At 71.7% G+C, this 22,636-nt stretch carries 16 protein-coding genes; 7 read left to right on the forward strand and 9 right to left on the reverse strand.

Annotated features, from left to right (window positions below; all coding sequences use genetic code 11):
* Positions 1–298: 298 nt before the first annotated feature.
* The 3 genes from IF20_RS10545 (at position 299) to rarD (ending at position 4,937) form a co-directional block, all read left to right on the forward strand.
* Positions 299–2,269, forward strand: coding sequence for a 2-oxoacid:acceptor oxidoreductase subunit alpha (locus IF20_RS10545; protein WP_052864805.1), 1,971 nt, complete (start codon positions 299–301; stop codon positions 2,267–2,269).
* A complete protein-coding gene (locus IF20_RS10550; protein WP_052864806.1) occupies positions 2,262–3,356 on the forward strand; it encodes a 2-oxoacid:ferredoxin oxidoreductase subunit beta in 1,095 nt (364 codons plus the stop codon). Before IF20_RS10545 ends, IF20_RS10550 begins: the two co-directional genes overlap by 8 nt.
* Before the next feature lie 387 nt (positions 3,357–3,743).
* Positions 3,744–4,937, forward strand: coding sequence for an EamA family transporter RarD (gene rarD / locus IF20_RS10555; protein ID WP_199896549.1), 1,194 nt, complete (start codon positions 3,744–3,746; stop codon positions 4,935–4,937).
* A 72-nt stretch (positions 4,938–5,009) separates the two neighbouring features.
* Here the strand turns inward: rarD and IF20_RS10560 are convergent, their stop codons facing one another.
* The 4 genes from IF20_RS10560 to IF20_RS10575 all read right to left on the reverse strand — a co-directional run bounded on the left by IF20_RS10560 (position 5,010) and on the right by IF20_RS10575 (position 9,591).
* Positions 5,010–5,906, reverse strand: a complete 897-nt coding sequence (locus IF20_RS10560) for an ABC transporter permease (RefSeq protein ID WP_052864807.1) — start codon at positions 5,904–5,906, stop codon at positions 5,010–5,012.
* The gene (locus IF20_RS10565) at positions 5,893–6,900 is read right to left on the reverse strand and encodes an ABC transporter ATP-binding protein (protein WP_110944041.1); all 1,008 of its coding nucleotides are present in this window, start codon (positions 6,898–6,900) and stop codon (positions 5,893–5,895) included. Before IF20_RS10565 ends, IF20_RS10560 begins: the two co-directional genes overlap by 14 nt.
* Positions 6,901–7,122: 222 nt before the next feature.
* Positions 7,123–8,382, reverse strand: coding sequence for a LolA family protein (locus IF20_RS10570; RefSeq protein WP_110944042.1), 1,260 nt, complete (start codon positions 8,380–8,382; stop codon positions 7,123–7,125).
* Between the two features lie 195 nt (positions 8,383–8,577).
* Positions 8,578–9,591: a polyprenyl synthetase family protein gene (locus IF20_RS10575; protein WP_052864809.1), complete on the reverse strand. Its 1,014-nt coding sequence runs from the start codon at positions 9,589–9,591 to the stop codon at positions 8,578–8,580.
* 247 nt (positions 9,592–9,838) lie between these two features.
* On the opposite strand from IF20_RS10575, the gene IF20_RS10580 reads away from it, so the two are divergent.
* Together IF20_RS10580 and IF20_RS10585 are read left to right on the forward strand one after the other, a co-directional pair.
* Entirely contained in the window at positions 9,839–11,311 is a 1,473-nt protein-coding gene (locus tag IF20_RS10580; RefSeq protein ID WP_052864810.1) for a peptide MFS transporter, read from the forward strand.
* 20 nt (positions 11,312–11,331) lie between these two features.
* On the forward strand, positions 11,332–13,353 hold the full coding sequence (locus tag IF20_RS10585) for a CocE/NonD family hydrolase (protein WP_052864811.1): 2,022 nt from the start codon (positions 11,332–11,334) through the stop codon (positions 13,351–13,353).
* 135 nt (positions 13,354–13,488) lie between these two features.
* On the opposite strand, the gene IF20_RS10590 is transcribed toward IF20_RS10585, so the two are convergent.
* Together IF20_RS10590 and IF20_RS10595 are read right to left on the reverse strand one after the other, a co-directional pair.
* Positions 13,489–14,685, reverse strand: a complete 1,197-nt coding sequence (locus IF20_RS10590; protein ID WP_052864812.1) for an NAD(P)-binding domain-containing protein — start codon at positions 14,683–14,685, stop codon at positions 13,489–13,491.
* 138 nt (positions 14,686–14,823) lie between these two features.
* Positions 14,824–16,026 (reverse strand): carboxylate--amine ligase, encoded by a 1,203-nt coding sequence (locus IF20_RS10595; RefSeq protein WP_052864813.1) that lies wholly within the window; start codon positions 16,024–16,026, stop codon positions 14,824–14,826.
* A gap of 294 nt (positions 16,027–16,320) precedes the next feature.
* Between IF20_RS10595 and IF20_RS10600 the strand changes: the two genes are divergently transcribed.
* Positions 16,321–16,755, forward strand: a complete 435-nt coding sequence (locus IF20_RS10600) for a hypothetical protein (RefSeq protein WP_052864814.1) — start codon at positions 16,321–16,323, stop codon at positions 16,753–16,755.
* A 23-nt stretch (positions 16,756–16,778) separates the two neighbouring features.
* Positions 16,779–17,270 carry a hypothetical protein gene (locus IF20_RS10605; protein WP_052864815.1) on the forward strand — a complete coding sequence of 164 codons (492 nt, stop codon included), beginning with the start codon at positions 16,779–16,781 and terminating at the stop codon, positions 17,268–17,270.
* Positions 17,271–17,359: 89 nt separating this feature from the next.
* Here the strand turns inward: IF20_RS10605 and nuoN are convergent, their stop codons facing one another.
* Genes nuoN through nuoL form a run of 3 tightly spaced genes read right to left on the reverse strand, consistent with a single transcriptional unit; the run spans position 17,360 to position 22,635 of the window.
* On the reverse strand, positions 17,360–19,039 hold the full coding sequence (gene nuoN / locus IF20_RS10610) for an NADH-quinone oxidoreductase subunit NuoN (protein ID WP_052864816.1): 1,680 nt from the start codon (positions 19,037–19,039) through the stop codon (positions 17,360–17,362).
* Positions 19,036–20,685, reverse strand: a complete 1,650-nt coding sequence (locus IF20_RS10615) for an NADH-quinone oxidoreductase subunit M (protein WP_052864817.1) — start codon at positions 20,683–20,685, stop codon at positions 19,036–19,038. The genes nuoN and IF20_RS10615 overlap by 4 nt, the downstream gene beginning before the upstream one ends.
* A 3-nt stretch (positions 20,686–20,688) precedes the next feature.
* The gene (gene nuoL, locus IF20_RS10620; RefSeq protein WP_052864818.1) at positions 20,689–22,635 is read right to left on the reverse strand and encodes an NADH-quinone oxidoreductase subunit L; all 1,947 of its coding nucleotides are present in this window, start codon (positions 22,633–22,635) and stop codon (positions 20,689–20,691) included.
* Between the last annotated feature and the right edge of the window lies 1 nt (position 22,636).

A 22,636-nucleotide genomic window follows, 5' to 3' on the forward strand; every position in this document is an offset into this window, starting at 1 on the left:
GGGGGGCGTCACTCCGGCACGGAGGACGGCGCGCTGAACCAGCGCCGAGGCACGGAGCGTCCTACAGAAGAAGCCGCGGGGGGCGGATGAATCATGGCGAAATACGACAGAGCGGCAACCCGCTCGCCTGTCCACGATGCGAGCACGGCGTCTCATTTGCGCGTCCATCATGTGATCGCCTCCGGGAAGGCGACCCTTACCCACGTACGATGGCCATGGGACGACAGGTCCGCACGTTGCGTCCCGGATGCCCTGCCCACGGCGGGGACACCCCAGGCCCCGAGGGAGGTCCGAAGCAGTGACCAGCCAGGTCAGTAGCCCAGCCGACAAGACCGACGGTGCACTCGTGGGGGAACGAACGTCCACCCCCACGACGGAGAACGGCGCCGGCAAGGAGGTCCGCCGGCTGGACCGGGTGATCATCCGGTTCGCGGGCGACTCCGGTGACGGTATGCAGCTCACGGGTGACCGGTTCACCTCCGAGACGGCCTCGTTCGGCAACGACCTGTCCACGCTGCCGAACTTCCCCGCCGAGATCCGGGCCCCCGCCGGCACGCTGCCGGGTGTCTCCAGCTTCCAGCTGCACTTCGCCGACCACGACATCCTCACGCCCGGTGACGCGCCCAACGTCCTGGTCGCGATGAACCCGGCGGCGTTGAAGGCCAACCTCGCGGACGTACCGCGCGGCGCGGACATCATCGTGAACACCGACGAGTTCACCAAGCGCCCCATGGCGAAGGTGGGGTACACCACCAGCCCGCTGGAGGACGGCTCGCTGGAGGCGTGGAACGTCCACCCGGTGCCGCTGACGACGCTGACCATCGAGGCGCTCAAGGACTTCGGCCTGTCCCGGAAGGAGGCCGAGCGGAGCAAGAACATGTTCGCGCTGGGCCTGCTGTCGTGGATGTACCACCGCCCGACGGAGTCCACCGAGGCGTTCCTGCGGCAGAAGTTCGCCAAGAAGCCGGAGATCGCGGAGGCCAACGTCACCGCTTTCCGGGCGGGTTGGAACTTCGGTGAGACCACGGAGGACTTCGCGGTCTCCTACGAGGTGGCGCCGGCGACCAAGGCGTTCCCGACCGGCACGTACCGGAACATCTCCGGGAACCTGGCGCTGTCCTACGGCCTGGTCGCCGCGGGCCGCCAGGCGGACCTGCCGCTCTACCTCGGCTCGTACCCGATCACCCCGGCCTCCGACATCCTGCACGAGCTGTCCAAGCACAAGAACTTCGGTGTGCGGACCTTCCAGGCGGAGGACGAGATCGCGGGCATCGGCGCGGCGCTGGGCGCGGCGTTCGGCGGCTCGCTGGCGGTGACGACCACCTCGGGCCCGGGCGTGGCGCTGAAGTCGGAGACGATCGGCCTGGCCGTCTCCCTGGAGCTGCCGCTGCTGATCGTGGACATCCAGCGCGGCGGCCCCTCGACGGGCCTGCCGACCAAGACCGAGCAGGCCGACCTGCTGCAGGCGATGTACGGGCGCAACGGCGAGGCCCCGGTGCCGATCGTGGCGCCGAGGACACCGGCGGACTGCTTCGACGCGGCGCTGGACGCGGCCCGTATCGCGCTGACGTACCGCACGCCGGTCTTCCTGCTCTCCGACGGCTACCTGGCCAACGGCTCCGAGCCGTGGCGCATCCCGGAGGTCGACGAACTGCCCGACCTGCGCGTGCAGTTCGCCACCTCCGCCAATCACGAGCTGGCGGACGGCACCGAGGTCTTCTGGCCGTACAAGCGCGACCCGCAGACCCTGGCCCGGCCGTGGGCGGTGCCCGGCACCCCGGGCCTGGAGCACCGCATCGGCGGCATCGAGAAGCAGGACGGCACGGGCAACATCTCCTACGACCCGGCCAACCACGACTTCATGGTCCGCACCCGGCAGGCCAAGATCGACGGCATCGAGGTGCCCGATCTGGAGGTCGACGACCCCTCGGAGGACGCCGACACCCTGGTCATCGGCTGGGGCTCGACGTACGGCCCGATCACCGCGGCGGTGCGCCGCGTACGCCGGGCGGGCGGAAGCATCGCCCAGGCGCATCTGCGCCACCTCAACCCCTTCCCGGGGAATCTCGGTGCGGTGCTGGGGCGTTACGACAAGGTGGTCGTCCCCGAGATGAACCTGGGCCAGCTCGCCACGCTGCTGCGCGCCAAGTTCCTCGTGGACGCCCAGTCGCACACCCAGGTCAGCGGGATGCCCTTCAAGGCAGAGCAGCTCGCCGCCCACCTCGAGAAGGTAATGAAGCAGGGCCCGAAGGAGGCCAGCAATGACTGAGACGATCTCGGAGGGTGCGGCGCAGATCGAGGCGCTTTCCCTGGTGCCCAAGGCCGAGGCCAAGCAGTCCATGAAGGACTTCAAGTCCGATCAGGAAGTGCGCTGGTGCCCCGGCTGCGGCGACTACGCCATCCTCGCCGCCGTGCAGGGCTTCATGCCCGAGCTCGGCCTGGCGAAGGAGAACATCGTCTTCGTCTCCGGCATCGGGTGTTCCTCCCGCTTCCCGTACTACATGAACACCTACGGGATGCACTCCATCCACGGCCGCGCCCCGGCCATCGCCACGGGCCTCGCCTCCTCGCGGCGCGACCTGTCGGTGTGGGTGGTCACCGGTGACGGCGACGCGCTCTCCATCGGCGGCAACCACCTCATCCACGCCCTGCGGCGGAACGTCAACCTCAAGATCCTGCTGTTCAACAACCGGATCTACGGCCTGACGAAGGGGCAGTACTCGCCCACCTCCGAGGTCGGCAAGATCACCAAGTCGACGCCGATGGGGTCGCTGGACGCGCCCTTCAACCCGGTCTCGCTGGCGATCGGCGCCGAGGCGTCCTTCGTCGCGCGCACCGTCGACTCCGACCGCAAGCACCTCACCTCGGTGCTCCGCCAGGCCGCCGAGCACCCGGGCACGGCGCTGGTGGAGATCTACCAGAACTGCAACATCTTCAACGACGGCGCCTTCGAGGCGCTCAAGGACAAGGAGCAGGCCCAGGAGGCCGTCATCCGCCTGGAGCACGGGCAGCCGATCCGGTTCGGCGCGCCCGCCGAGGACGGCCTCGGATCCAAGGGTGTCGTGCGCGACCCGGCCACGGGCGACCTGCGGGTCATCGACGTCACCCGGGAGGGCACCGCGGGCGTGCTGGTGCACGACGCGCACAACCCCTCCCCCACCACGGCCTTCGCCCTCTCCCGGCTCGCCGACGCGGACACCCTGCACCACACGCCCATCGGCGTGCTGCGCAGCGTGGACCGGCCGGTCTACGACACGGAGATGAGCGATCAGCTGGACGCCGCCATCGAGCAGAAGGGCAAGGGCGACCTCGCCACCCTGCTCGCCGGCAACGACACCTGGACGGTCGTCGGCTGACCCGCCGGGCGGCCGTCCGTCGGCCGCCGCCGCTCTTCCCGGCTGCCCGGGACCGGCCTGCGTCGGTCCCGGGCAGCGGTGCGTGTGCCCCCGCCCTGCGTCCGCCCTGCGTCGGTCCTGGGCAGCCGTGCGTGTGCCTCGCCCTGCCCCGCCCCTGCCTCCGCCCCCGCGGTTCCCGCACTTCCCGCCTTCCCGCGCTTCCGACACCTCCCGCGGTTCGCTCAGCGCCCTGCCCGGAACCGGATCTGTAACGACCGTATTTGAGATACGGGCATGACAGGCGGTGTGGGCGGCGTTACCTTCGGAGAGCTGCGCGACCTTCGGAGGGCTGCGCGACCTTCGGAGAGCCACCCGCCGCACCGCGCCCGTCCCGCCCAGGAGGAACCCTTGTCCGCTCAGTCCGACCAGCGCACCGGCCTGCTCTACGGCTTCGTCGCGTACGGCCTGTGGGGCGTCCTCCCCCTCTACTGGCACCTGCTGTCCGCCGCGTCCCCCACCGAGATTTTGGCCAGCCGCATGGCCTGGTCGCTGCCAGTGGCTTTGATCATGCTGGCCGCACTGCGCCGCTGGTCGTGGATACGCCCGCTGCTGCGGCAGCCGAAGCGGCTCGGCCTGGTCGTGGTCGCGGCCGCCGTCATCTCGGTCAACTGGTACCTCTACATCTGGGCGGTCAACTCCGGCCACGTGCTGGAGGCGTCCCTCGGTTACTTCATCAACCCGCTGGTCAGCATCGCCTTTGGCGTGATCTTCCTGCGTGAGCGGCTGCGCCCGCTGCAGTGGGCCGCGGTGGGCGTCGGCACGCTGGCGGTGCTGATCATGGCCGTCGCGTACGGCCGGGTGCCGTGGATCGCGCTGCTGCTCGCCTTCTCCTTCGCCACGTACGGCCTGGTGAAGAAGGGCATCCAGCTCGGCGGCATCGAGGGGTTCGGCACGGAGACGGCGATCCAGTTCCTGCCCGCGCTGGCCTGCCTCGTCCTGCTCGGCGTACGCGGCGAGTCCGGTTTCGTCAGCGGCGGCATCGGACAGTCCGCGCTGCTCGCGGGCAGCGGGCTCGCCACCGCCCTGCCGCTGATCGCCTTCGGCATGGCCGCGGTGCGGCTGCCGCTGTCGATGCTCGGCATGCTCCAGTACCTCGCGCCGACCTTCCAGTTCGTGCTGGGCATCACCGTCTTCCACGAGGCCATGCCGCCCGAGCGCTGGACGGGCTTCGTGCTGGTGTGGCTGGCCCTGGCCTTCCTGACCTGGGACGCGCTGCGCACGGCGCGCTCGTCCCGGACCGCCCTGGCCACCGCCCGCGCCTCGGCCGCCCGTTCCTCGGCCGCCGGAGCGGCGGCCGAGGGCGCCGGCCCGGCAGCGGTGGCCGCCACTCCCGACGGGTCGATCACCACTTCCGACGGATCGATCACCACTCCCGACGGGTCGATCGGCACTCCCGACGGACCGGCCGCGGCCCCGACTGCCGAGCCGACCGGCGCCCCTCACGAGCCGACCGGCGCCCCCGACGAGTCGGCCGGCGCGCCCGCTGCCGAGCCGACCGCCGGGACGACCGCGTCACCCACCGCGTCACCCACCAAGCCGTAACCGGCCGAAGGCGCGCGCCCGGCCCCGGTGGTCCCGGCCCGGCTCGGCCGGCCCGCACAGGCCGAGCGCCCCTCAGGCCGTGATGTCCCGCGTGGTGAAGCGGGCCCAGGCCGCCGAGCCGAAGAGGAGCACGTAGACCGCCTGCAAGCCCAGGTTGGAGCGGATGTCGTCCCAGTAGACCGGGTCGCGGAGCAGGTCGGCGAAGCTCAGCCAGTAGTGCGGGAAGAGGTACGGCTGTACGGCCGCCAGCTGGGGCAGGGCGTCCAGGATCTGCGCCGTGAGCACCAGGCCCACCGTGGTCGCCATCGCCGCGATCCCGCTTCCGGTGAGCGTGGAGACGAACAGGCCCAGCGCCGCCACACCGGTCAGCGACAGCGCGACCATGCCCGCGACCGCGAGCGCCCGCAGCAGACCCTCGGTGAACGGAACGGCCGTACCCGACAGCAGCGTGACCTCGCCCAACGGGAACAGCAGCACGCCGACGATCAGCGCGGAGGCCGCCACCACCAGGGTCGCGGCCAGCGAGAACGCCAGCGCGGCGGCGTACTTGACGAGCAGCAGGCGGGTCCGCCCGGCCGGCGCGACCAGCAGGTAGCGCAGCGTCCCGGCGCCCGCCTCGCCCGCGATCGCGTCCCCGGCGACCACCGCCAGCGCCATCGGCAGGAACACCGGGAGCGTGGCCGCGAGCGAGGTGAAGACCAGGAACAACCCGTTGTTGGTCACCAGCGAGATGAACGCCGGCCCGCCCCGCCCGCCGCCGTCCGCGGTCTGGACCCGGACCGCGATCCCGACCAGTACGGGGACGCAGGCCAGGACGGCGAGCAGCATGAGCGTGCGACGCCGCCGGAAGGTCGTGCCGAGCTCGTTGCGCAGCAGGCCGAGCGACCAGAGGGGACGCGGGGCACGATCGCCCGACACGCCCAGCTCCCCGTCCGCTTGCGTGTCCGCCCGCGTGTCAGCCCGCGACATCGAAGCCCTCCCCCGTCAGTGCCACGAAGACGTCTTCCAATGAGGGGCGTTCGGTCCCGAAGGCGCGGACGCGTACCCCGGCCACGACGAGCGCGGCGTTCAGATCGGCCGGATCCGGCTCGCCCCCGTCGGTGCCCGGGGGCAGCTCGCCCGTGACCCGGTCCCCGGTGACCACGAGGTCGGCGAGGCCGTGCTCCTTGAGGATCCGTACCGCGTCCGCGGTGTCCGGGGTGGTGACGGCCAACCGGCCGCGCGCCCCGGCCGCGAGCCCGGCGACCGTGCCCTGAGTGATCAGCCGGCCGCTGGACATCACCGCGGCGTGCGTGCACACCTGCTCGATCTCGTCGAGGAGATGGGAGGAGAGGAAGACGGTCGTGCCGTCCGCGGCCAGCTCGCGCACCAGGCCGCGGATCTCCCGCATGCCCTGCGGGTCCAGGCCGTTGGTCGGCTCGTCCAGGATCAGCAGGTCACGGGGTTGGAGCAGGGCCGCGGCGAGCCCGAGCCGCTGTTTCATGCCGAGCGAGTACGCGCGCGCCCGCTTGCCGGCCGCGGCGGCCAGGCCCACCCGTTCCAGCGCGGCGGTCACCCGCGCGGCGCGGGTGCGGGGATCGGCGGTCGGGTCGGCGGCGTCGTACCGCAGCAGGTTCGCCCGGCCGGTGAGGAAGCCGTAGAGGGCGGGGCCCTCGATGAGCGCGCCGATCCGGGGCAGCACCCGGCGCGCGGCGGCGGGCATCGGCTCGCCGAGCAGCCGCGCGCCGCCCGCCGTCGGCTGGATGAGCCCCATCAGCATGCGGATGGTGGTGGTCTTGCCGGAGCCGTTGGGGCCGAGGAAGCCGAAGATGCTGCCGGCCGGCACGGACAGGTCGAGCCCCTCGACGGCCGGCCGTCCGCTCCCGTACGTCTTGGTCAGTCCGCGCGTCTCGATGACGGGCGGGCCCACCGCGCCACCCTGCGGTTCCGTTCCACGGACCCCGTCCGATGACGGTGGCGCCATGCGCTCCCCCACTGTGAGCCGGGCCGAGGGGCGCGCCGCGCGCGAAGCACGGGCCGCGCCCCTCGGCCGTCCGCCGGGACCACCGGGCGGTGGCCGGGGCCACCACCGGGTCACTGCACCGCGGCCGCCTCGCCGCGGTCACTGCATCGAGGTCACTGCATCGCCCTCACCTCGGCGCGATCGCCTCGCCGCGGTCACCTCGGCGCGGTCACCTCGGCGCGGTCACTTCGCCGCGTTCGCCGCCTTGATCAGCGACTGCCGGTCGACGGCGCCGACGTAGACCGTGCCGTCGTCCGTCACCAGGGCGTTCACCAGGCGGGTGCTGAAGACGTGCCCGGAGCCGAACGTGCCGGTCACCTTCTCGCCCAGGGAGTCCATGAACGCGGCGGCGTCGCCGGTGGCGCCCGCCTTGCGCCCGGTGGCCGCCTTCTCGCCCTTGCCCTCGGAGCCGCCGTCGATCTTCGCGATCGCGGTCCAGCCGTGGCCGATGACGTCCATGCCGTCGGCGTCCCGGGCGCCCGCCCCGGTCAGCTCCTGCGGCAGCCCGGGGAGCTTGTTCGGGCGGTTCTCGGCCTTGCGGTCGTGCTGCGTACGGACCTCGTCGCCGTCGATGACCTTCGCGTCCTCGGGCGGGCTGAAGGCGAACGTGCCGGCCTCCGGCTTCGCGAAGTCCACCGAGGTGAAGCCCGCCTCGACGACCGGTGCGCCGCCGCTCTTCGGGGACAGCGTGAACCGCAGCGGCACGCCGTTCTGCGCATCCACCGCGACGCGGATCGCGCCCACGGTCGAGCCGGCCTGCTTGGGCTTGACCAGCAGCTGATAGGCGTCCCGGCCGGCGACCTTCGCGGTGCCGTCGACGGTGACCGACGTGGTGTCACCGGCCGCCTCCAAGGCCTGCTTCGCGAGCTTCTGCGGGGTCATGTCCCCCATGGACCGCGGCGTCGCGTGCTTTTCGGCCTGCGGGCCGGTGGCGCGGAAGGCGGTGTTGCTGCCGCTGTCGTACGCCCATACCTTGTCGCCGTTGCGGACCAGGCTGTACTCGGCGGCCTTGTCGATGACCGACACCCGCTGCCGGTCGGCGCCGTCGGCGGCCACCCGCAGCGTGTGCGTGCCGGAGGCCAGCTCCATCAGCTTGTCCTTGGGGTCGGCGGCTCCGCCGTCCTTGTCCCCGCCCGATTCGCCGAACGCGCCGGCGCTCATGCCGCCGGGCAGCTCCGGCAGGCCGAGGTCGGTGCTGATCCGTACCGTGCCGGACAGCTGCTGCACGTCCGACGCCGCTGCCTTGGCGATGAGATCCTGCGCCGATATCTCCGGCAGGTCGGGGGCGCCGGGGCCGGCGAACGCCGGGACCAGCCCGATCGTCGCCGCCGCCACCCCCGCCACCGCGACCGGAACGCCGTACCGGACGAGCTTGCTCCGTCGCGGCCGGTCCCCTCCGTCATCCCATTCGCCGGTGATCCGTTTCGGTTCGTTCCGTGGCATGTGCACCCTCCGTCGTAGGCGGCGGTCTCGACCAACGCACTCGTCCACACCTCGGGCTCATTGTGGCCCGCTCTACCGTGGCGTGGTGGGGTCAATGCCACCAAATCCGCCATCACAAAGCGTCAGCCCCGGGGCTGGAACCGTGTACTGCTGAAGGATGAGACCGCCCCTGAGAAGGCGCGGCCGGCGACGGGCTCAGCCCGCGCGGTGCACCACCGCGTCACACAGCTCCTGCAGCGCCGTCTTCGCCGGGCACTCCGGCAGCGGCGCCAGCGTCGCGCGGGCCTCCTGCGCGTACCGGACCGTGTCGCGGCGGGCCTGCTCCAGGGCGGGGTGGGCGCGCAGCCCGGCGAGCGCCTCGGCATGCCGGGCGTCGTCGGTGAGGTCCTCCTCCAGGAGGGCGGCCAGCGCGCGGTCCGCTTCGCTCGCCCCCTCCGAGGCGGCGAGCGCCCGGAGGTGCAGGACCGGCAGCGTGGGGATGCCCTCGCGCAAGTCGGTGCCGGGGGTCTTGCCGGACTCGTGGGAGTCGCTGGCGATGTCCAGCACGTCGTCGGCGAGCTGGAAGGCGGTGCCGAGCCGCTCGCCGTACTGCGTGAGGATGTTGACCGTGGACTCGTCGGAGCCGGCCATCATCGCGCCGAAGCGGCAGGCGACGGCGATCAGCGAACCGGTCTTGCCGGCGAGCACGTCGAGGTAGTGGTCGACCGGGTCGCGGCCGTCGCGCGGCCCGGCGGTCTCCAGGATCTGGCCGGTCACCAGGCGCTCGAACGCCTCGGCCTGGATGCGGACCGCCTCCGGGCCGAGGTCGGCCAGCATGTGCGAAGCGCGCGCGAAGAGGAAGTCGCCGGTGAGGACCGCGACGGAGTTGTCCCAGCGGGCGTTGGCGCTGGGGACGCCGCGGCGCACGGCGGCCTCGTCCATGACGTCGTCGTGGTACAGCGTCGCCAGGTGGGTCAGCTCCACGACCACGGCCGAGGGCACCACGCCCGGGGCGTGCGGGTCGCCGAATTGCGCGGCGAGCATGCCCAGCAGCGGCCGGAAGCGCTTGCCGCCTGCGCGGACGAGATGCTGCGCGGCGTCGGTGATGAACGGCACGTCGCTCTTGGTGGCCTCCAGCAGGCCCTCCTCGACAGCCGCCAACCCGGCCTGGACATCGGCCTCAAGAGCCTGGTCCCGCACGCTCAGCCCGAAGGGCCCGACGACGGTCACGAGGGTTACTCCTGTCTGCTGACGATCAAACTGATTGTCGATCTGTCGCTGTCTCCACCATTGGCCAGCGTATCCGGTCCCAGTTCGATCACCGTGAGCGCCTGCCCGTCTCCATGGTCTCCTCGGGCCACGGGTCACCGGGCACCCGGCCCGGTATGTTCTTGATCACCCACGGTTGCGGGTTTTGTGCGGGGCGGAACGGAGAGCAGTCGCTGGTTGATCCCCGCCAGCACCAGGAGCCACAGCCGTGTCCGGACCACCGCACCCTCGCGACGCCCGTTCCTTCCTCGGCCACCCCCGCGGCCTGCTGACCCTCTCGGGCCTGGAGGTCTGGGAGCGGTTCTCCTTCCTCGGCATGCAGGCCATCCTGGTCCTGTACTTCGCCGACACGGTCGCGCACGGCGGGCTGGGCATGGCGGGTAACACCGCCGCGTCCGTCACCGCCGCCTACGGCACGCTGGTCTACCTCGTCTCGGTCGCCGGCGGCTGGCTCGCGGACCGGATGCTCGGCTCCTACCGCGCCGTGCTGTGGGGCGGCATCCTCATCGCCTGCGGCCACTACTCCATGGCGGTGCCCACCGCGACGATGACCTGGGTGGGCCTGGCGCTGATCATCGCCGGCACGGGCCTGTTGAAGCCGAACGTCTCGACCATGGTCGGCAAGCTCTACGCCACCGAGGACGAGCGCCGGGACGCCGGCTTCGCGCTGTACTACATGGGCATCAACATCGGTGCCTTCCTCGCCCCGCTGGTCATCGGCTGGCTGGGGCAGAAGCAGGGCTGGCACTGGGGCTTCTCGGCGGCCGCGGTCGGCATGACGCTGGGCCTCATCCAGTACGTCGCGGGCCGCAAGGGGCTCGCCGGCCGCAAGCACAGCGCGGAGTTCGCCCTGCCGCCGGCGGCGATGCGCCGCGCGACCTGGCTGATCGTCGGCGGCTGCGTGCTGGTCACCGCCGTCGCCACGAGCCTGACACCGGCCGGGTGGCTGACCATGGACCGCACCGTGGACGTCCTGACGGTGGTCTCGGTGCTCGCGCCCGTCGCCTACTTCGTGGTGATGTTCCGCAGCCCCCGGGTCGAGGCGGCGGAGCGCGGCCGGCTCCGCCCGTACCTCGTGCTCTTCGCCGCCTCGGTGGTCTTCAACTTCGTCCTCTTCCAGTCGTACTCGACGATGACGCTGCTGGCGGCGGACCACGCCGACACGGCGGTCCTCGGCTGGGAGTTCCCCTCCACCTGGTACAACTCGGTGCTCGGCGGCGCCGAGGTGCTGCTCGCGCCGGTCGTCGCGGCCGTCTGGGTCAAGCTCGGCAAGCGCCAGCCGCACGCCTCGCACAAGATCGCGTACGGCGTCATTCTCGGCGGGCTGTCCTTCCTCGTCATGGTGCCCGCGACGCACGGGCGGAGCGGCGACTGGAAGATGGCGGCCTGGTGGATCCTGATCTCGTACGTGCTGCTCGGCCTCGGCGACATCCTGCTGGAGACCACCGGCATGTCCGCGACGACCAAGCTCGCGCCGGCCGCCTTCGCCAGCCAGACGATGGCCCTGTGGTTCCTCTCGCTCGCCCTGGCCAACGGCATCCAGGCACAGGCCGTGAAGTTCTTCGGTGAAATATCCAACGACCTGTACTTCGGCCTCAACGGCGCCTTCGCGGTCGTCGCGGGCCTCGCGGTGATCGCCGCAGGGCCGTGGCTGCGCCGCACCATGCACCCCGTCCACTAACGCTCATTGGACCTGCCCCCATGCACATCCGGACCGACTTCCCGCACCGCACGTTCTGCGAGGACGTCCGCATCCCCCTCCCGGACGGCACCCGGCTCTACGCCCGCATCTGGCGCCCGTACGGCACGGAGCCCGTCCCCGCGCTCCTCGAATACCTGCCCTACCGGCTCAGCGACTGGACCGCGCCGCGCGACGCCCAGCGCCACCCCTACTACGCGGGCCACGGCTACGCCTCCGTCCGCGTCGACGTCCGCGGCCACGGCAATTCCGAGGGGCTGCCGACCGACGAGTACTCCGAGACGGAGCTCGCCGACGGGGTGGCCGTCATCGAGTGGCTGGCCGCGCAGCCCTGGTGCTCGGGCAAGGTGGGCATGTTCGGCATCTCCTGGGGCGGCTTCAACAGCCTCCAGCTCGCGGCGCGTGCGCCCGAGGCGCTCAAGGCGATCGTCACGGTCTGCTCGGCCGACGACCGGTTCGACAACGACGTGCACTACACGGGCGGCTCGCTGCTCGCCGTCGACATGCACGCCTGGGCCGCCACGATGCTCGCCTTCGTCTCCCGGCCGCCGGACCCGGCGCAGGTCGGCGACGGCTGGCGCAAGCAGTGGACCGACCGCCTCGAAGCGGTCGACCCGTTCCTGCACACCTGGCTGGCGCACCAATCCCGGGACGCGTACTGGCAGCACGGCAGCGTCTGCGAGGACTACTCGACGATCAAGGCGGCGGTGCTCGCGGTGGGCGGCTGGCACGACCCGTACCGCGACACGGTGCTGCGGCTGGCCGAGCACCTCGACGCGCCCGTCCGCGGCATCATCGGGCCCTGGTCGCACCAGTACCCCGACCGCGGCCTGCCGCCGGGCCCCGCGATCGGCTTCCTCCAGGAGACGCTGCGCTGGTGGGACCACTGGCTCAAGGGCGAGTCCGACAGCGCCTCCGGCGCGGGGGCCCGCAGCGTCGAGGACGACCCGCTGCTGCGCTCGTGGATCAGCGAGTCGCACCCGCCGGCCACCGTCTACGACGAGCTGCCGGGCCGCTGGGTCGCCGACCCCGCCTGGCCCTCCCCGCACGTGACCCCGACCGCGTACCCGCTGCCCGGCGACCGGCCGCTGCTGGTCCGTTCGCCGCAGCACACCGGCGTCGACGCGGGCCGCTACTTCCCGTTCGGCAACGACGCCGACCTGCCGCCCGACCAGCGCGAGGAGGACGGCCGCTCGGTCTGCTTCGACCTGCCGGAGCTGACCGAGCGGGTGGAGATCCTGGGCCGCCCCCGGGTCACCCTGCGGCTGACCTCCGAGGTGCCGCGCGGTCAGGTCATCGCCCGCATCTGCGACGTGGCGCCCGACGGCTCGTCCACGCTGGTCACCCGCGGCGTGCTCAACCTGCTCACCCGGCACGGCCGGGATCGGGCCGTGGAGTGGATGCCCGGCACCACGGAGGACGTGACCTTCGAGTTGAACGGCATCGGGCACGCGTTCCCGGCCGGGCACCGCATCCGCGTCGCGCTCTCCTCCGCGTACTGGCCGTGGGTCTGGCCGCACGCGGGCAGCGAGGCGGGCTGGACCGTCGACCCGGCCGCCAGCTCGGTCGAACTGCCGGTCCGCACCCCGCGCGCCGACGAACCGGAGATCACCTTCGAGCAGCCCGAGCAGTCCGAGCCGCTGGGCGTGGTCTTCCCCGACGGCGGCGACCAGCGCCCCGAGCGCAAGGTCGTCCGGGACGTCGCGGCCGGCACCTGGACGCTGGAGGTGGACCCCCGGTACGGCGGCACCCGGATCTACCCGGACGGGCTGGAGTTCACCGAGGACGCGCTGGAGACGTACCGCATCGACAGCGCGGACCCGGAGAGCGCGGCGACCCGCTCGGACTGGTCGATCCGGCTGCGCCGCCCGGACCTGGGCTGGGACGCCCGGGTCCGGACCCGCTCGGAGATCACCACCGACGCCGGCGACTTCGTGACGAAGAACGAGGTCGTCTGCCACGACGGCGAGGAAGAGATCTTCCGCCGCAGCTGGGAGCGCCGGATCCCGCGCACGGCGGTGTGAGCCCGGAGAACGGGCGGGCCCCGTACGGCAACACGTGCCGTACGGGGCCCGCCCGCTCAGGGGCGCGGGGAACTGCGCGACCAGCCGCCCACGGCCCGCAGCCGCGGCCCCACGGAAGACGCCCCTAACAGAGCGTTATCGCCTGCCGGCCAGCGAAGCGGCCAGCCGCGGGGAGGCGAACTCCGTCCCGCACACGAACCGCATCACCGGCCCGTAACTGGCCGCCGCCGGCAGCCCCGTGAAGTACAGCCCCGGCACCGACGACTCGAACCCGGCGCCCAGCCGCGGCCCGCCGGCACCCACCGCCAGCTCCGTCCGCAGCCCCTGGCCGAGGAACTCCAGCGCGCCCAGGTCCACCCGGTAGCCCGTGGCCGCCAGCACGTGGTCGGCGGCCAGCTCGCCGTCGTACCCGTCGTCACCGCGCAGCGACAGCACCGTACGGCCGTCCTCGACCCGGGTCCGGACGATCCGGCGCCCCGCCGTCACCTGCACCCGGCCCACGAACCGGTCCCGCAGCCACCACGCGCCCAGCGGCCCCAGCACCCGCTTGACCAGCAACTGCCGCGCCGGCGCCGGCAGGAACCGGAAGCCGTCCGCGTGGTACGAGAAGGCGTACAGCGACCAGGCGTTGCCGAACGGCGTCTCGGGGCGCAGCTTGGGCTGCCGGTCCGGCGGCGCGCCGAAGCCGACCGCCTGCCGACCCCGGGCCACCACCCGTACGGTCGCCCCGGCGTCCGCGAGCAGCACCGCGCTCTCCAGCGCCGACTGCCCGGCCCCCACGACCGCCACCTCCCGGCCGGCGAACCCGGACAGGTCGGCGTGCTGGGAGCTGTGCGAGACGGGCCCAGTGGGGGACGGTCCGTCCGGTGCGGCCTCGGCGAGTTCGGCGGGCACGTGCGCGAAGCCGGTGAGCCCCGTGGCCACGACCACCGCGCGGGCCTCGAACTGCTCGCCACTGTCCAGCTTCAGCTCGAAGCCGCCCTGCTGCCGGTCGACGGAGACCACCCGGGTCTCCTCCAGGTCCGGCACCAGCCGCTCCTGGAACCACCGGCCGTACCGGACGAAGGTCTCCACCGGGATGATGTCCCAGTCCGACTCGTACCGCCGCTCCCCCGCGGCCGCGCAGTAGTCGACGAGCGTGTGGCCGGGCTGCGGGGTGTCGATGCTGGACGCCGCCGGCGTGGACTTGAGCAGCATGCCGGCCGGCATGTGCTCGCTCCAGCTCACCATCGGGCGGCCGAAGGTGCGGACGGGTATGCCGCGTGCGCGGAGATGAGCGGCGGTGGACAGGCCGAAGGGGCCTGCGCCGATGACTGCTACCGGAGTGTTCACTCGGGTTTCCCTCCCCAGGGTGCTGCTGATGCGTCGTGCGATGTACGGCGTGCCGGGCACGGCCCGGGCCGCGCTGCCCGGAGCCGTGCGCGGAGTCGGAACGGCAGATCGTGCGGAGCGGTACGAGGGGCGCGGGCGTCAGCCGTCGTGGTGCCGGCCCGCCCGGCCGCGCCACATCTGCCAGAGGTGTTTGGCGCCCGGGCGGACGAACCGCGCGAGCATGGTGAAGAACGGCTTCAAGTCGTCGGCGGCCAGCCAGGCCAGCTCGGTGCCCGCCGGGCGGTCCGGCACGTGCGGCGTGGTGTAGCCGCTGCGGCGGTAGGCCAGCCAGGCGGGCAGGTCGATGTTCTCCACGACGAAGCGGTGCCCGTCGCGCTGTTCGGCCTCCGGCACCGCGCGCCCGGTCAGGTCCAGGTGCTGGGCGCGGACCACGTCCACCCCGGCCTCGTTCTCGAAGAGCCGGAACTGCGCGCCCATCCGCGGATTGAAGTCCAGCAGCTTGTAGCGGCGGTCCCGCCGGTCGTAGCGCCAGTCCAGGTCGACGATGCCGCTGAAGCCGATGCGCTTGATGAACTGGGCGGTCATCTCCGCCAGTTCGGGGTTGCCGACGACGTAAGCGCAGGCGGTCATCCCGGCGTGCGGCGGCCAGGAGCGGACCTTGACCCCGGTGAACATCGACAGTGCCGCGCTGTCCGCGTCGAAGTACGCGTGCACGACCCAGTCCTCGGCCTCCTCGCGCGGGAGGTACTCCTGGAGGATCACGCCCGGACGCGGGCCCCAGGCCTTGGCGAGCCGCCTCAGGTGCGCGGCGTCGGCGATGCGTGTGGTGCCGTTCACCGCGGGCCGGCTGCGGCGCTGGAACGCCTCGCGGTTCTTGGCGACGACCGGGAAGCGGGCGTACCCGGCGAAGTCCTCGATGTCCTCCTGCGTCTGCGGGAAGACCGCCCGGGGGGACGGGATGCCGTGCTCGATGCACAGTTCGTGCAGGCCCTGCTTGCTGGCCACTCTGCGGGAGAGCCCGCGCGGCGTGCGCGGGAACAGGAAGCGGTCGGACAGGACGTCCGCGTGCTCGGCGATCAGGACCGCGGCCTCCTCGTCGGTCGGTATCAGGACCGTCGGCCGGCCGATCCGGCGGCCGATTCGCAGCAGGCCGTCGACCAGCCGCTCGGGGTCCTCGCGTCCGGTGGTCGGCCAGACGAACCGCCCGTGGAGGTACCGGGACGCCGCTGCGGGCGTGTATCTGTCCTCCGTGATCGCGTACATGGGCACGCCCAGCCGTCCCAAGCTGCGGATCGCCCCCACCCCGCCGTGGTGCAGCGGATAGTCACCGATTTTCACCATCAGCCCTGGCACGGTCCGGTCGACCGTGAACCGCGTGCTGGCATGAGCCACGTGTCCCCCCTACGGCCACAGCCCCACCCCGGCCGCGCCCCGAAAGGACGCTAGGACCCCTCTGGGGGGTACGCCAATCCATTTCCGGACATTGCCAACTCTTTATGTACGTCTCGGAAGGCTGGTACGAAACGGGTGCGTGCGACCCGATGGGCGAGAAGTGCGCCACGGGGCCATTGGGGCGGTTGTCATGCGCGTGACTGCTAGCCTCTCGAAACCTGTCCCACAACGGAGGAGACGTACGTGCGCAAGGCAGCGCAGATCGCCGGGGCGGCCGCCATCGCCGCGCTGTTGCTCAGTGGTTGCGGCAGCAGCAGCGAGGGTGGCAAGGAGAGCAAGCCGAGCCCGTCGAAGTCCGCGGACGGCGACAAGGCCGCGGGCGGGATCGACGGCGCCTGGCAGACGCAGTCCGGGGACGGCACGGTCACCCTCGCGATCATTGGCGAGTCCGCGACGCTGACCGTCGGCAAGACCGTCTGCCAGGGCAAGGTCAGGGACATGGGGACCACCATGCTGGCGCTGCAGTGCAACGGCAACGACACCCGATCGATGGGCAAGGTGCGGCGGATCGGCAGCACGCTCTCCGTCGACTGGAAGCTCGGCCTCAACGAGGACTACAAGAGGGCCGAAGGCAAGGTGGAAATCCCGAAGCCCGACCTGCCGACCGCCACCAACTGACCGTCTTCCCCGAGGAGAACATCGTGCGCAAGGGCATTCCGTTCGCCGCCGCGGCCGCCGCCGCCACGCTCCTGCTCGCCGGCTGCGGTGGCGGTGGCGACGGTGGCGCGAAGGGATCGACGTCGCCGTCGCCGTCCGCCTCGTCGGCCGGCCCGACGCCCGGCGACGGGAGCGGCAAGGTCACCGTGGCCGCCCTGGAGGGCGGCTGGACCACCGCCGCTTCCCACGCCGACAAGGGCCTGCTGATCCTCTCCGTCTCGAAGGACAAGGCCGTCCTGATCGGCAAGAAGTCCTGCGGCGGCAAGGTCGTCGACGGCACGCCGCCCAAGCTCGCCTTCAAGTGCACCGACGGCGACACCGCGCACGCCGAGGGCACGGTGAAGAGCCTGCGGGGCAAGAAGCTCACCGTCACCTGGGCCTCGGGCGAGGAGGACGTCTTCACCCGCACCGAGGGCACGACGGACCTCCCGTCCATCGACCCCTCGTCGCTGGACGGCTTCCGGCAGAACGGCTGACGTAGCCGGCCGTCCCGCAGACGTACGCCGCTGCCCGGCCTCCTCACGGAGCGCCGGGCAGCGGCGTACGTACGGGCACCTGGCCCCGGTCAGCGGACGAACACGCCCGCCTGCCCCGCCAGGTCGAGGAAGTACTGCGGCGCGAGGCCCAGTACCAGGGTCACCACGACGCCGACCGCGATGGCCGTCATGGTCAGCGGGCTGGGCACCGCCACCGTCGGACCGTCCGCCTTCGGCTCGTTGAAGAACATCAGGACGATGACCCGGATGTAGAAGAACGCGGCGATCGCGGACGAGAGCACACCGATCACGACCAGCCAGCCGGCGCCGCCCTCCGCCGCCGCCTTGAAGACCGCGAACTTGCCCGCGAACCCGGAGGTCAGCGGGATACCGGCGAAGGCCAGCAGGAACACCGCGAAGACCGCGGCCACCAGCGGCGAACGCCGCCCCAGCCCCGCCCACTTGGCCAGCTGGGTCGCCTCGCCGCCCGCGTCCCGCACCAGCGTGACCACCGCGAACGCACCGAGCGTCACGAAGGAGTACGCCAGCAGGTAGAACAGCACCGAGGAGATGCCGTCCTCGCTGGTGGCGATCACACCGGCCAGGATGAACCCGGCGTGCGCGATGGAGGAGTACGCCAGCAGCCGCTTCACGTCGGTCTGGGTGACCGCGATGACCGCACCGGCCAGCATCGTCAGGATCGCCACGCCCCACATGACCGGCCGCCAGTCCCAGCGCAGGCCCGGCAGCGCGACGTACAGCAGGCGCAGCAGCGCGCCGAACGCGGCGACCTTGGTGGCGGCGGCCATGAAGCCGGTCACCGGGGTGGGCGCGCCCTGGTACACGTCCGGCGTCCACATGTGGAACGGCACGGCACCGACCTTGAAGAGCAGGCCCATCACCACGAGCGCGCCGCCGATCAGCAGCAGCGCGTCGTTGCCCATGGTGTCGGCGAGCGCCGGGTCGATCTGCTTGGCGCCGTCGCTCACCACCTCGGCGATGCCGGCGTACGTGACCGTACCGGCGTAGCCGTACAGCAGCGCCACGCCGAACAGCAGGAACGCCGAGGAGAACGCGCCGAGCAGGAAGTACTTGACCGCCGACTCCTGCGAGAGGAGCCGCTGACGGCGGGCGAGCGCGCACAGGATGTACAGCGGGAGGGAGAAGACCTCCAGCGCGACGAAGAGCGTCAGCAGGTCGTTGGCCGCCGGGAAGACCAGCATGCCGCCGATCGCGAAGAGGGCGAGCGGGAAGACCTCGGTGGTGGTGAACCCGGCCTTGACCGCCGCCTTCTCGGCCTCGCCACCGGGCACCGCCGCGCCCTGGGCCGCGAAGGAGTCCACCGGGCGGCCGTGCGTCGCGGGATCCAGCCGGCGCTCGGCGAAGGTGAAGATCGCGATCAGCGAGACCAGCAGGATCGTGCCCTGCAGGAAGAGCGCCGGGCCGTCGACCGCGAGCGCGCCCATCGCGGCGATGTGCGCCTTCGTCGTGCCGAAGCCGCCGGCCGCGAGGCCGATGACCGCGGCGAACGCGGCGGCCAGCGCGACCACGGAGAGCAGCACCTGCGCGTAATACCGGCCGCGGCGCGGCCAGAACGCCTCGACCAGCACGCCGAGCACGGCCGCGCCGAGCACGATGAGGGTGGGCGCCAGCTGGGCGTACTCGATGTGCGGCGCCGGGATCCGGCTCGGGCCGCCGGGGGCGAGGGGCGAGCCGGCCGCCCCGTCCGCCATCGTCCACAGACTGTGGACCGCTGCCACGGATGTCACTTCGCGGCCTCCGCATCTCGATCGGTGCCGGCCTCACCGGGCACGGCGTTGACCCGGACGTCGGGCTTGGGGTCCTGCTGGTCCACGACGGACAGGGTGTGGTCCACCGCGGGGTTCACCAGGTTGGTCAAGGGCTTCGGGTAGACGCCGAGGAAGAGCAGCAGCGCGATCAGCGGCGCCACCACCACCAACTCCCGGGCCTTGAGGTCGGGCATGGCCCGGACCTCCGCCCTGACCGGCCCGGTCATCGTGCGCTGGTACAGCACGAGGACGTACAGCGCGGCCAGCACGATGCCGACGGTGGCGATGATGCCGAGGACCGGATACCGGCTGAACGTGCCGACCAGGACCAGGAACTCACTGACGAACGGCGCGAGGCCGGGCAGCGAGAGCGTGGCGAGGCCGCCGATCAGGAAGGTGCCGGCCAGTACCGGGGCGACCTTCTGCACGCCGCCGTAGTCCGCGATGAGGCGGGAGCCGCGGCGGGTGATCAGGAAGCCGGCCACCAGCATCAGCGCGGCGGTGGAGATGCCGTGGTTGACCATGTAGAGCGTCGCGCCGCTCTGGCCCTGGCTGGTCATCGCGAAGACGCCGAGGATGATGAAGCCGAAGTGCGAGATGGACGCGTACGCCACCAGGCGCTTGATGTCCTTCTGGGCGACCGCGAGCAGCGCGCCGTACAGGATGCTGATCAGCGCCAGCACCAGGACCACCGGCGTCGCCCACTTGCTGGCCTCGGGGAAGAGCTGGAGGCAGAAGCGGAGCATCGCGAACGTGCCGACCTTGTCGACCACCGCGGTGATCAGCACGGCGACCGGCGCCGTGGACTCGCCCATGGCGCCCGGCAGCCAGGTGTGCAGCGGCCACAGCGGCGCCTTCACCGCGAAGGCGAAGAAGAAGCCGAGGAAGAGCAGCCGCTCGATGCCCGTGCCCATGGTCAGGTCGCCGGCCGCGCGGGCCTGCACGATCTGCTGGAGCGAGAACGTGCCGGTGCCGAGCTGGTCGGCGGTGACGGCGTACAGGCCGATCACCGCGGCCAGCATGATCAGACCGCCGGCGAGGTTGTACAGCAGGAACTTCACCGCGGCGGACGAGCGCCGGGCCGCGCCCTCGGTGGCGTCGTCGACACCCGCCCGGTCCCCGAAGCCGCCGATGAGGAAGTACATCGGGATGAGCATGGCTTCGAAGAAGATGTAGAAGAGGAAGACGTCGGTGGCCTCGAAGGAGATGACCACCATCGCCTCGACGGCGAGGATCAGCGCGAAGAAGCCCTGGGTCGGCCGCCACCGCTTGGTGGCGTCCTTCTCCAGCGCGTCCGCGTCGTGCCAGCCCGCGAGGATGACGAACGGGATCAGCAGGGCGGTCAGCGCGATGAGCGCCACCGCGATGCCGTCCACGCCGAGCTCGTACCGCACGCCGAAGTCGGCGATCCAGGCGTGTGACTCGGTGAGTTGGAAGGGGCCCTTGGCCCCGGGGTCGAAGCGGACCGCGATCACGAGGGCCAGCACCAGGGTGGCCAGCGAGAAGAGCAGCGCCAGCCACTTGGCGGCGGTGCGCTTCGCGGCGGGCACGGCGGCCGTGGCGACCGCGCCGACCGCCGGCACCACCGCGGTTGCTGACAGCAGAGGAAATGAGAAATCTGCCATGGCTCAGACACCCCTCATCAACAGGGTCGCGAAGACCAGCACCGCGGCGCCGCCCAGCATCTGGAGGGCGTAGGAGCGGACGTAGCCGGTCTGCAGGCGGCGCAGCCGGCCGGAGAGGCCGCCGACCGACACCGCGGTGCCGTTGACCGCGCCGTCGACGACGGCGTCGTCGATCCGGACCAGCGCCCGGGTCAGTTCCTCGCCGCCGCGGACCAGTACGACGTGGTTGAAGTCGTCCTGGAGCAGGTCGCGCCGGGCGGCGCGGGTGAGGAACGAGCCGCGCGGCGCTAGCGCCGGGACGGGCTTGCGGCCGTACATCAGCCAGGCGATGCCGACGCCGATGACCAGCACCACGATCGTCGAGGCGGTCACCGCAAGGGCGCTGACCGGGGCGTGGCCGTGCTTGAAGGAGGTGACCGGCTCCAGCCAGTGCACGAACGCCTCGTTGATGCTGAACAGCCCGCCCGCGAAGACCGAGCCGAAGGCCAACACGATCATGGGGATCGTCATGGACTTCGGCGACTCGTGCGGGTGCGGCGGTTCGTACTCTCCTCGGGTCTCGGCCGCGGGCTCCACGCTCGGCTGGTCCGGCGACGGGGTCGGGGCCTTGCGCCAGCGCTCCTCGCCGAAGAACGTCATCAGCATCACCCGCGTCATGTAGAACGCGGTGATGCCGGCGCCCAGCAGGGTGGCCGCGCCCAGGATCCAGCCCTGGGTGCCGCCGCTGGCGAACGCCGCCTCGATGATCTTGTCCTTGGAGAAGAAGCCGGACAGGCCCGGGAAGCCGATGATCGCCAGGTATCCGAGGCCGAAGGTGACGAAGGTGACCGGCATGTGCTTCCGCAGGCCGCCATAGCGGCGCATGTCCACCTCGTCGTTCATCCCGTGCATCACGGAACCGGCGCCGAGGAAGAGGCCCGCCTTGAAGAAGCCGTGGGTGACCAGGTGCATGATCGCGAAGGCGTACCCGATCGGGCCCAGCCCGGCGGCCAGGATCATGTACCCGATCTGCGACATCGTCGAGCCGGCCAGCGCCTTCTTGATGTCGTCCTTCGCGCAACCGACGATCGCACCGAAGAGCAGCGTGACCGCGCCGACCGCGACCACGGCGGTCTGCGCGTCCGGCGCCGCGTCGAAGATCGCCCCGGAGCGGGTGATGAGGTAGACCCCCGCGGTGACCATGGTGGCGGCGTGGATCAGGGCCGAGACCGGGGTCGGGCCCTCCATCGCGTCACCGAGCCAGGACTGCAGCGGCACCTGGGCGGACTTGCCGCAGGCGGCCAGCAGCAGCATCAGCCCGATGGCGGTGAGCTTGCCCTCGCTGGTCTCCCCCGCCGCGCCCAGCACCGGGCCGAACGCGAACGTCCCGAAGGTGGTGAACATCAGCATGATCGCGATGGACAGGCCCATGTCGCCGACCCGGTTGACCAGGAAGGCCTTCTTGGCCGCCGTCGCCGCGCTCGGCTTGTGCTGCCAGAAGCCGATGAGGAGGTACGAGGCGAGGCCGACGCCCTCCCAGCCGACGTACAGCAGGAGGTAGTTGTCGGCGAGGACCAGCAGCAGCATCGCCGCGAGGAACAGGTTCAGATAGCCGAAGAAGCGGCGGCGCCGCTCGTCGTGCTCCATGTAGCCGATCGAGTAGATGTGGATCAGCGATCCGACACCGGTGATCAGCAGCACGAAGGTCATCGACAACTGGTCGAGCTGGAAGGCGATGTCGGCCTGGAAGCCGCCCACCGGGATCCAGCTGAACAGGTGCTGGTGCAGGGCGCGGTCCTCGGCGCCCCGGCCCAGCATGTTCGCGAACAGCACCAGGCCGATGACGAACGACACCACCGCGAGCAGGGTGCCGAGCCAGTGGCCCGCGCGGTCCAGGCGTTTGCCGCCGCAGAGCAGCACGGCCGCACCGACCAGTGGTGCCCCGACGAGCAGCGCGATCAGAGATTCCACG

The sequence above is a fragment of the Streptomyces niger genome (assembly GCF_000718305.1).
GTDB lineage: Bacteria > Actinomycetota > Actinomycetes > Streptomycetales > Streptomycetaceae > Streptomyces > Streptomyces niger.

What these genes read in the sequence shown, in the direction of transcription:
- IF20_RS10585 (WP_052864811.1), top strand. Translation starts at nt 11,332, where the DNA reads ATGCACATCCGGACCGACTTCCCGCACCGCACGTTCTGCGAGGACGTC.
- IF20_RS10615 (WP_052864817.1), bottom strand. Translation starts at nt 20,685, where the DNA reads ATGGCAGATTTCTCATTTCCTCTGCTGTCAGCAACCGCGGTGGTGCCG.
- IF20_RS10560 (WP_052864807.1), bottom strand. Translation starts at nt 5,906, where the DNA reads ATGTCGCGGGCTGACACGCGGGCGGACACGCAAGCGGACGGGGAGCTG.
- IF20_RS10565 (WP_110944041.1), bottom strand. Translation starts at nt 6,900, where the DNA reads ATGGCGCCACCGTCATCGGACGGGGTCCGTGGAACGGAACCGCAGGGT.
- IF20_RS10595 (WP_052864813.1), bottom strand. Translation starts at nt 16,026, where the DNA reads ATGGTGAAAATCGGTGACTATCCGCTGCACCACGGCGGGGTGGGGGCG.
- IF20_RS10570 (WP_110944042.1), bottom strand. Translation starts at nt 8,382, where the DNA reads ATGCCACGGAACGAACCGAAACGGATCACCGGCGAATGGGATGACGGA.
- IF20_RS10550 (WP_052864806.1), top strand. Translation starts at nt 2,262, where the DNA reads ATGACTGAGACGATCTCGGAGGGTGCGGCGCAGATCGAGGCGCTTTCC.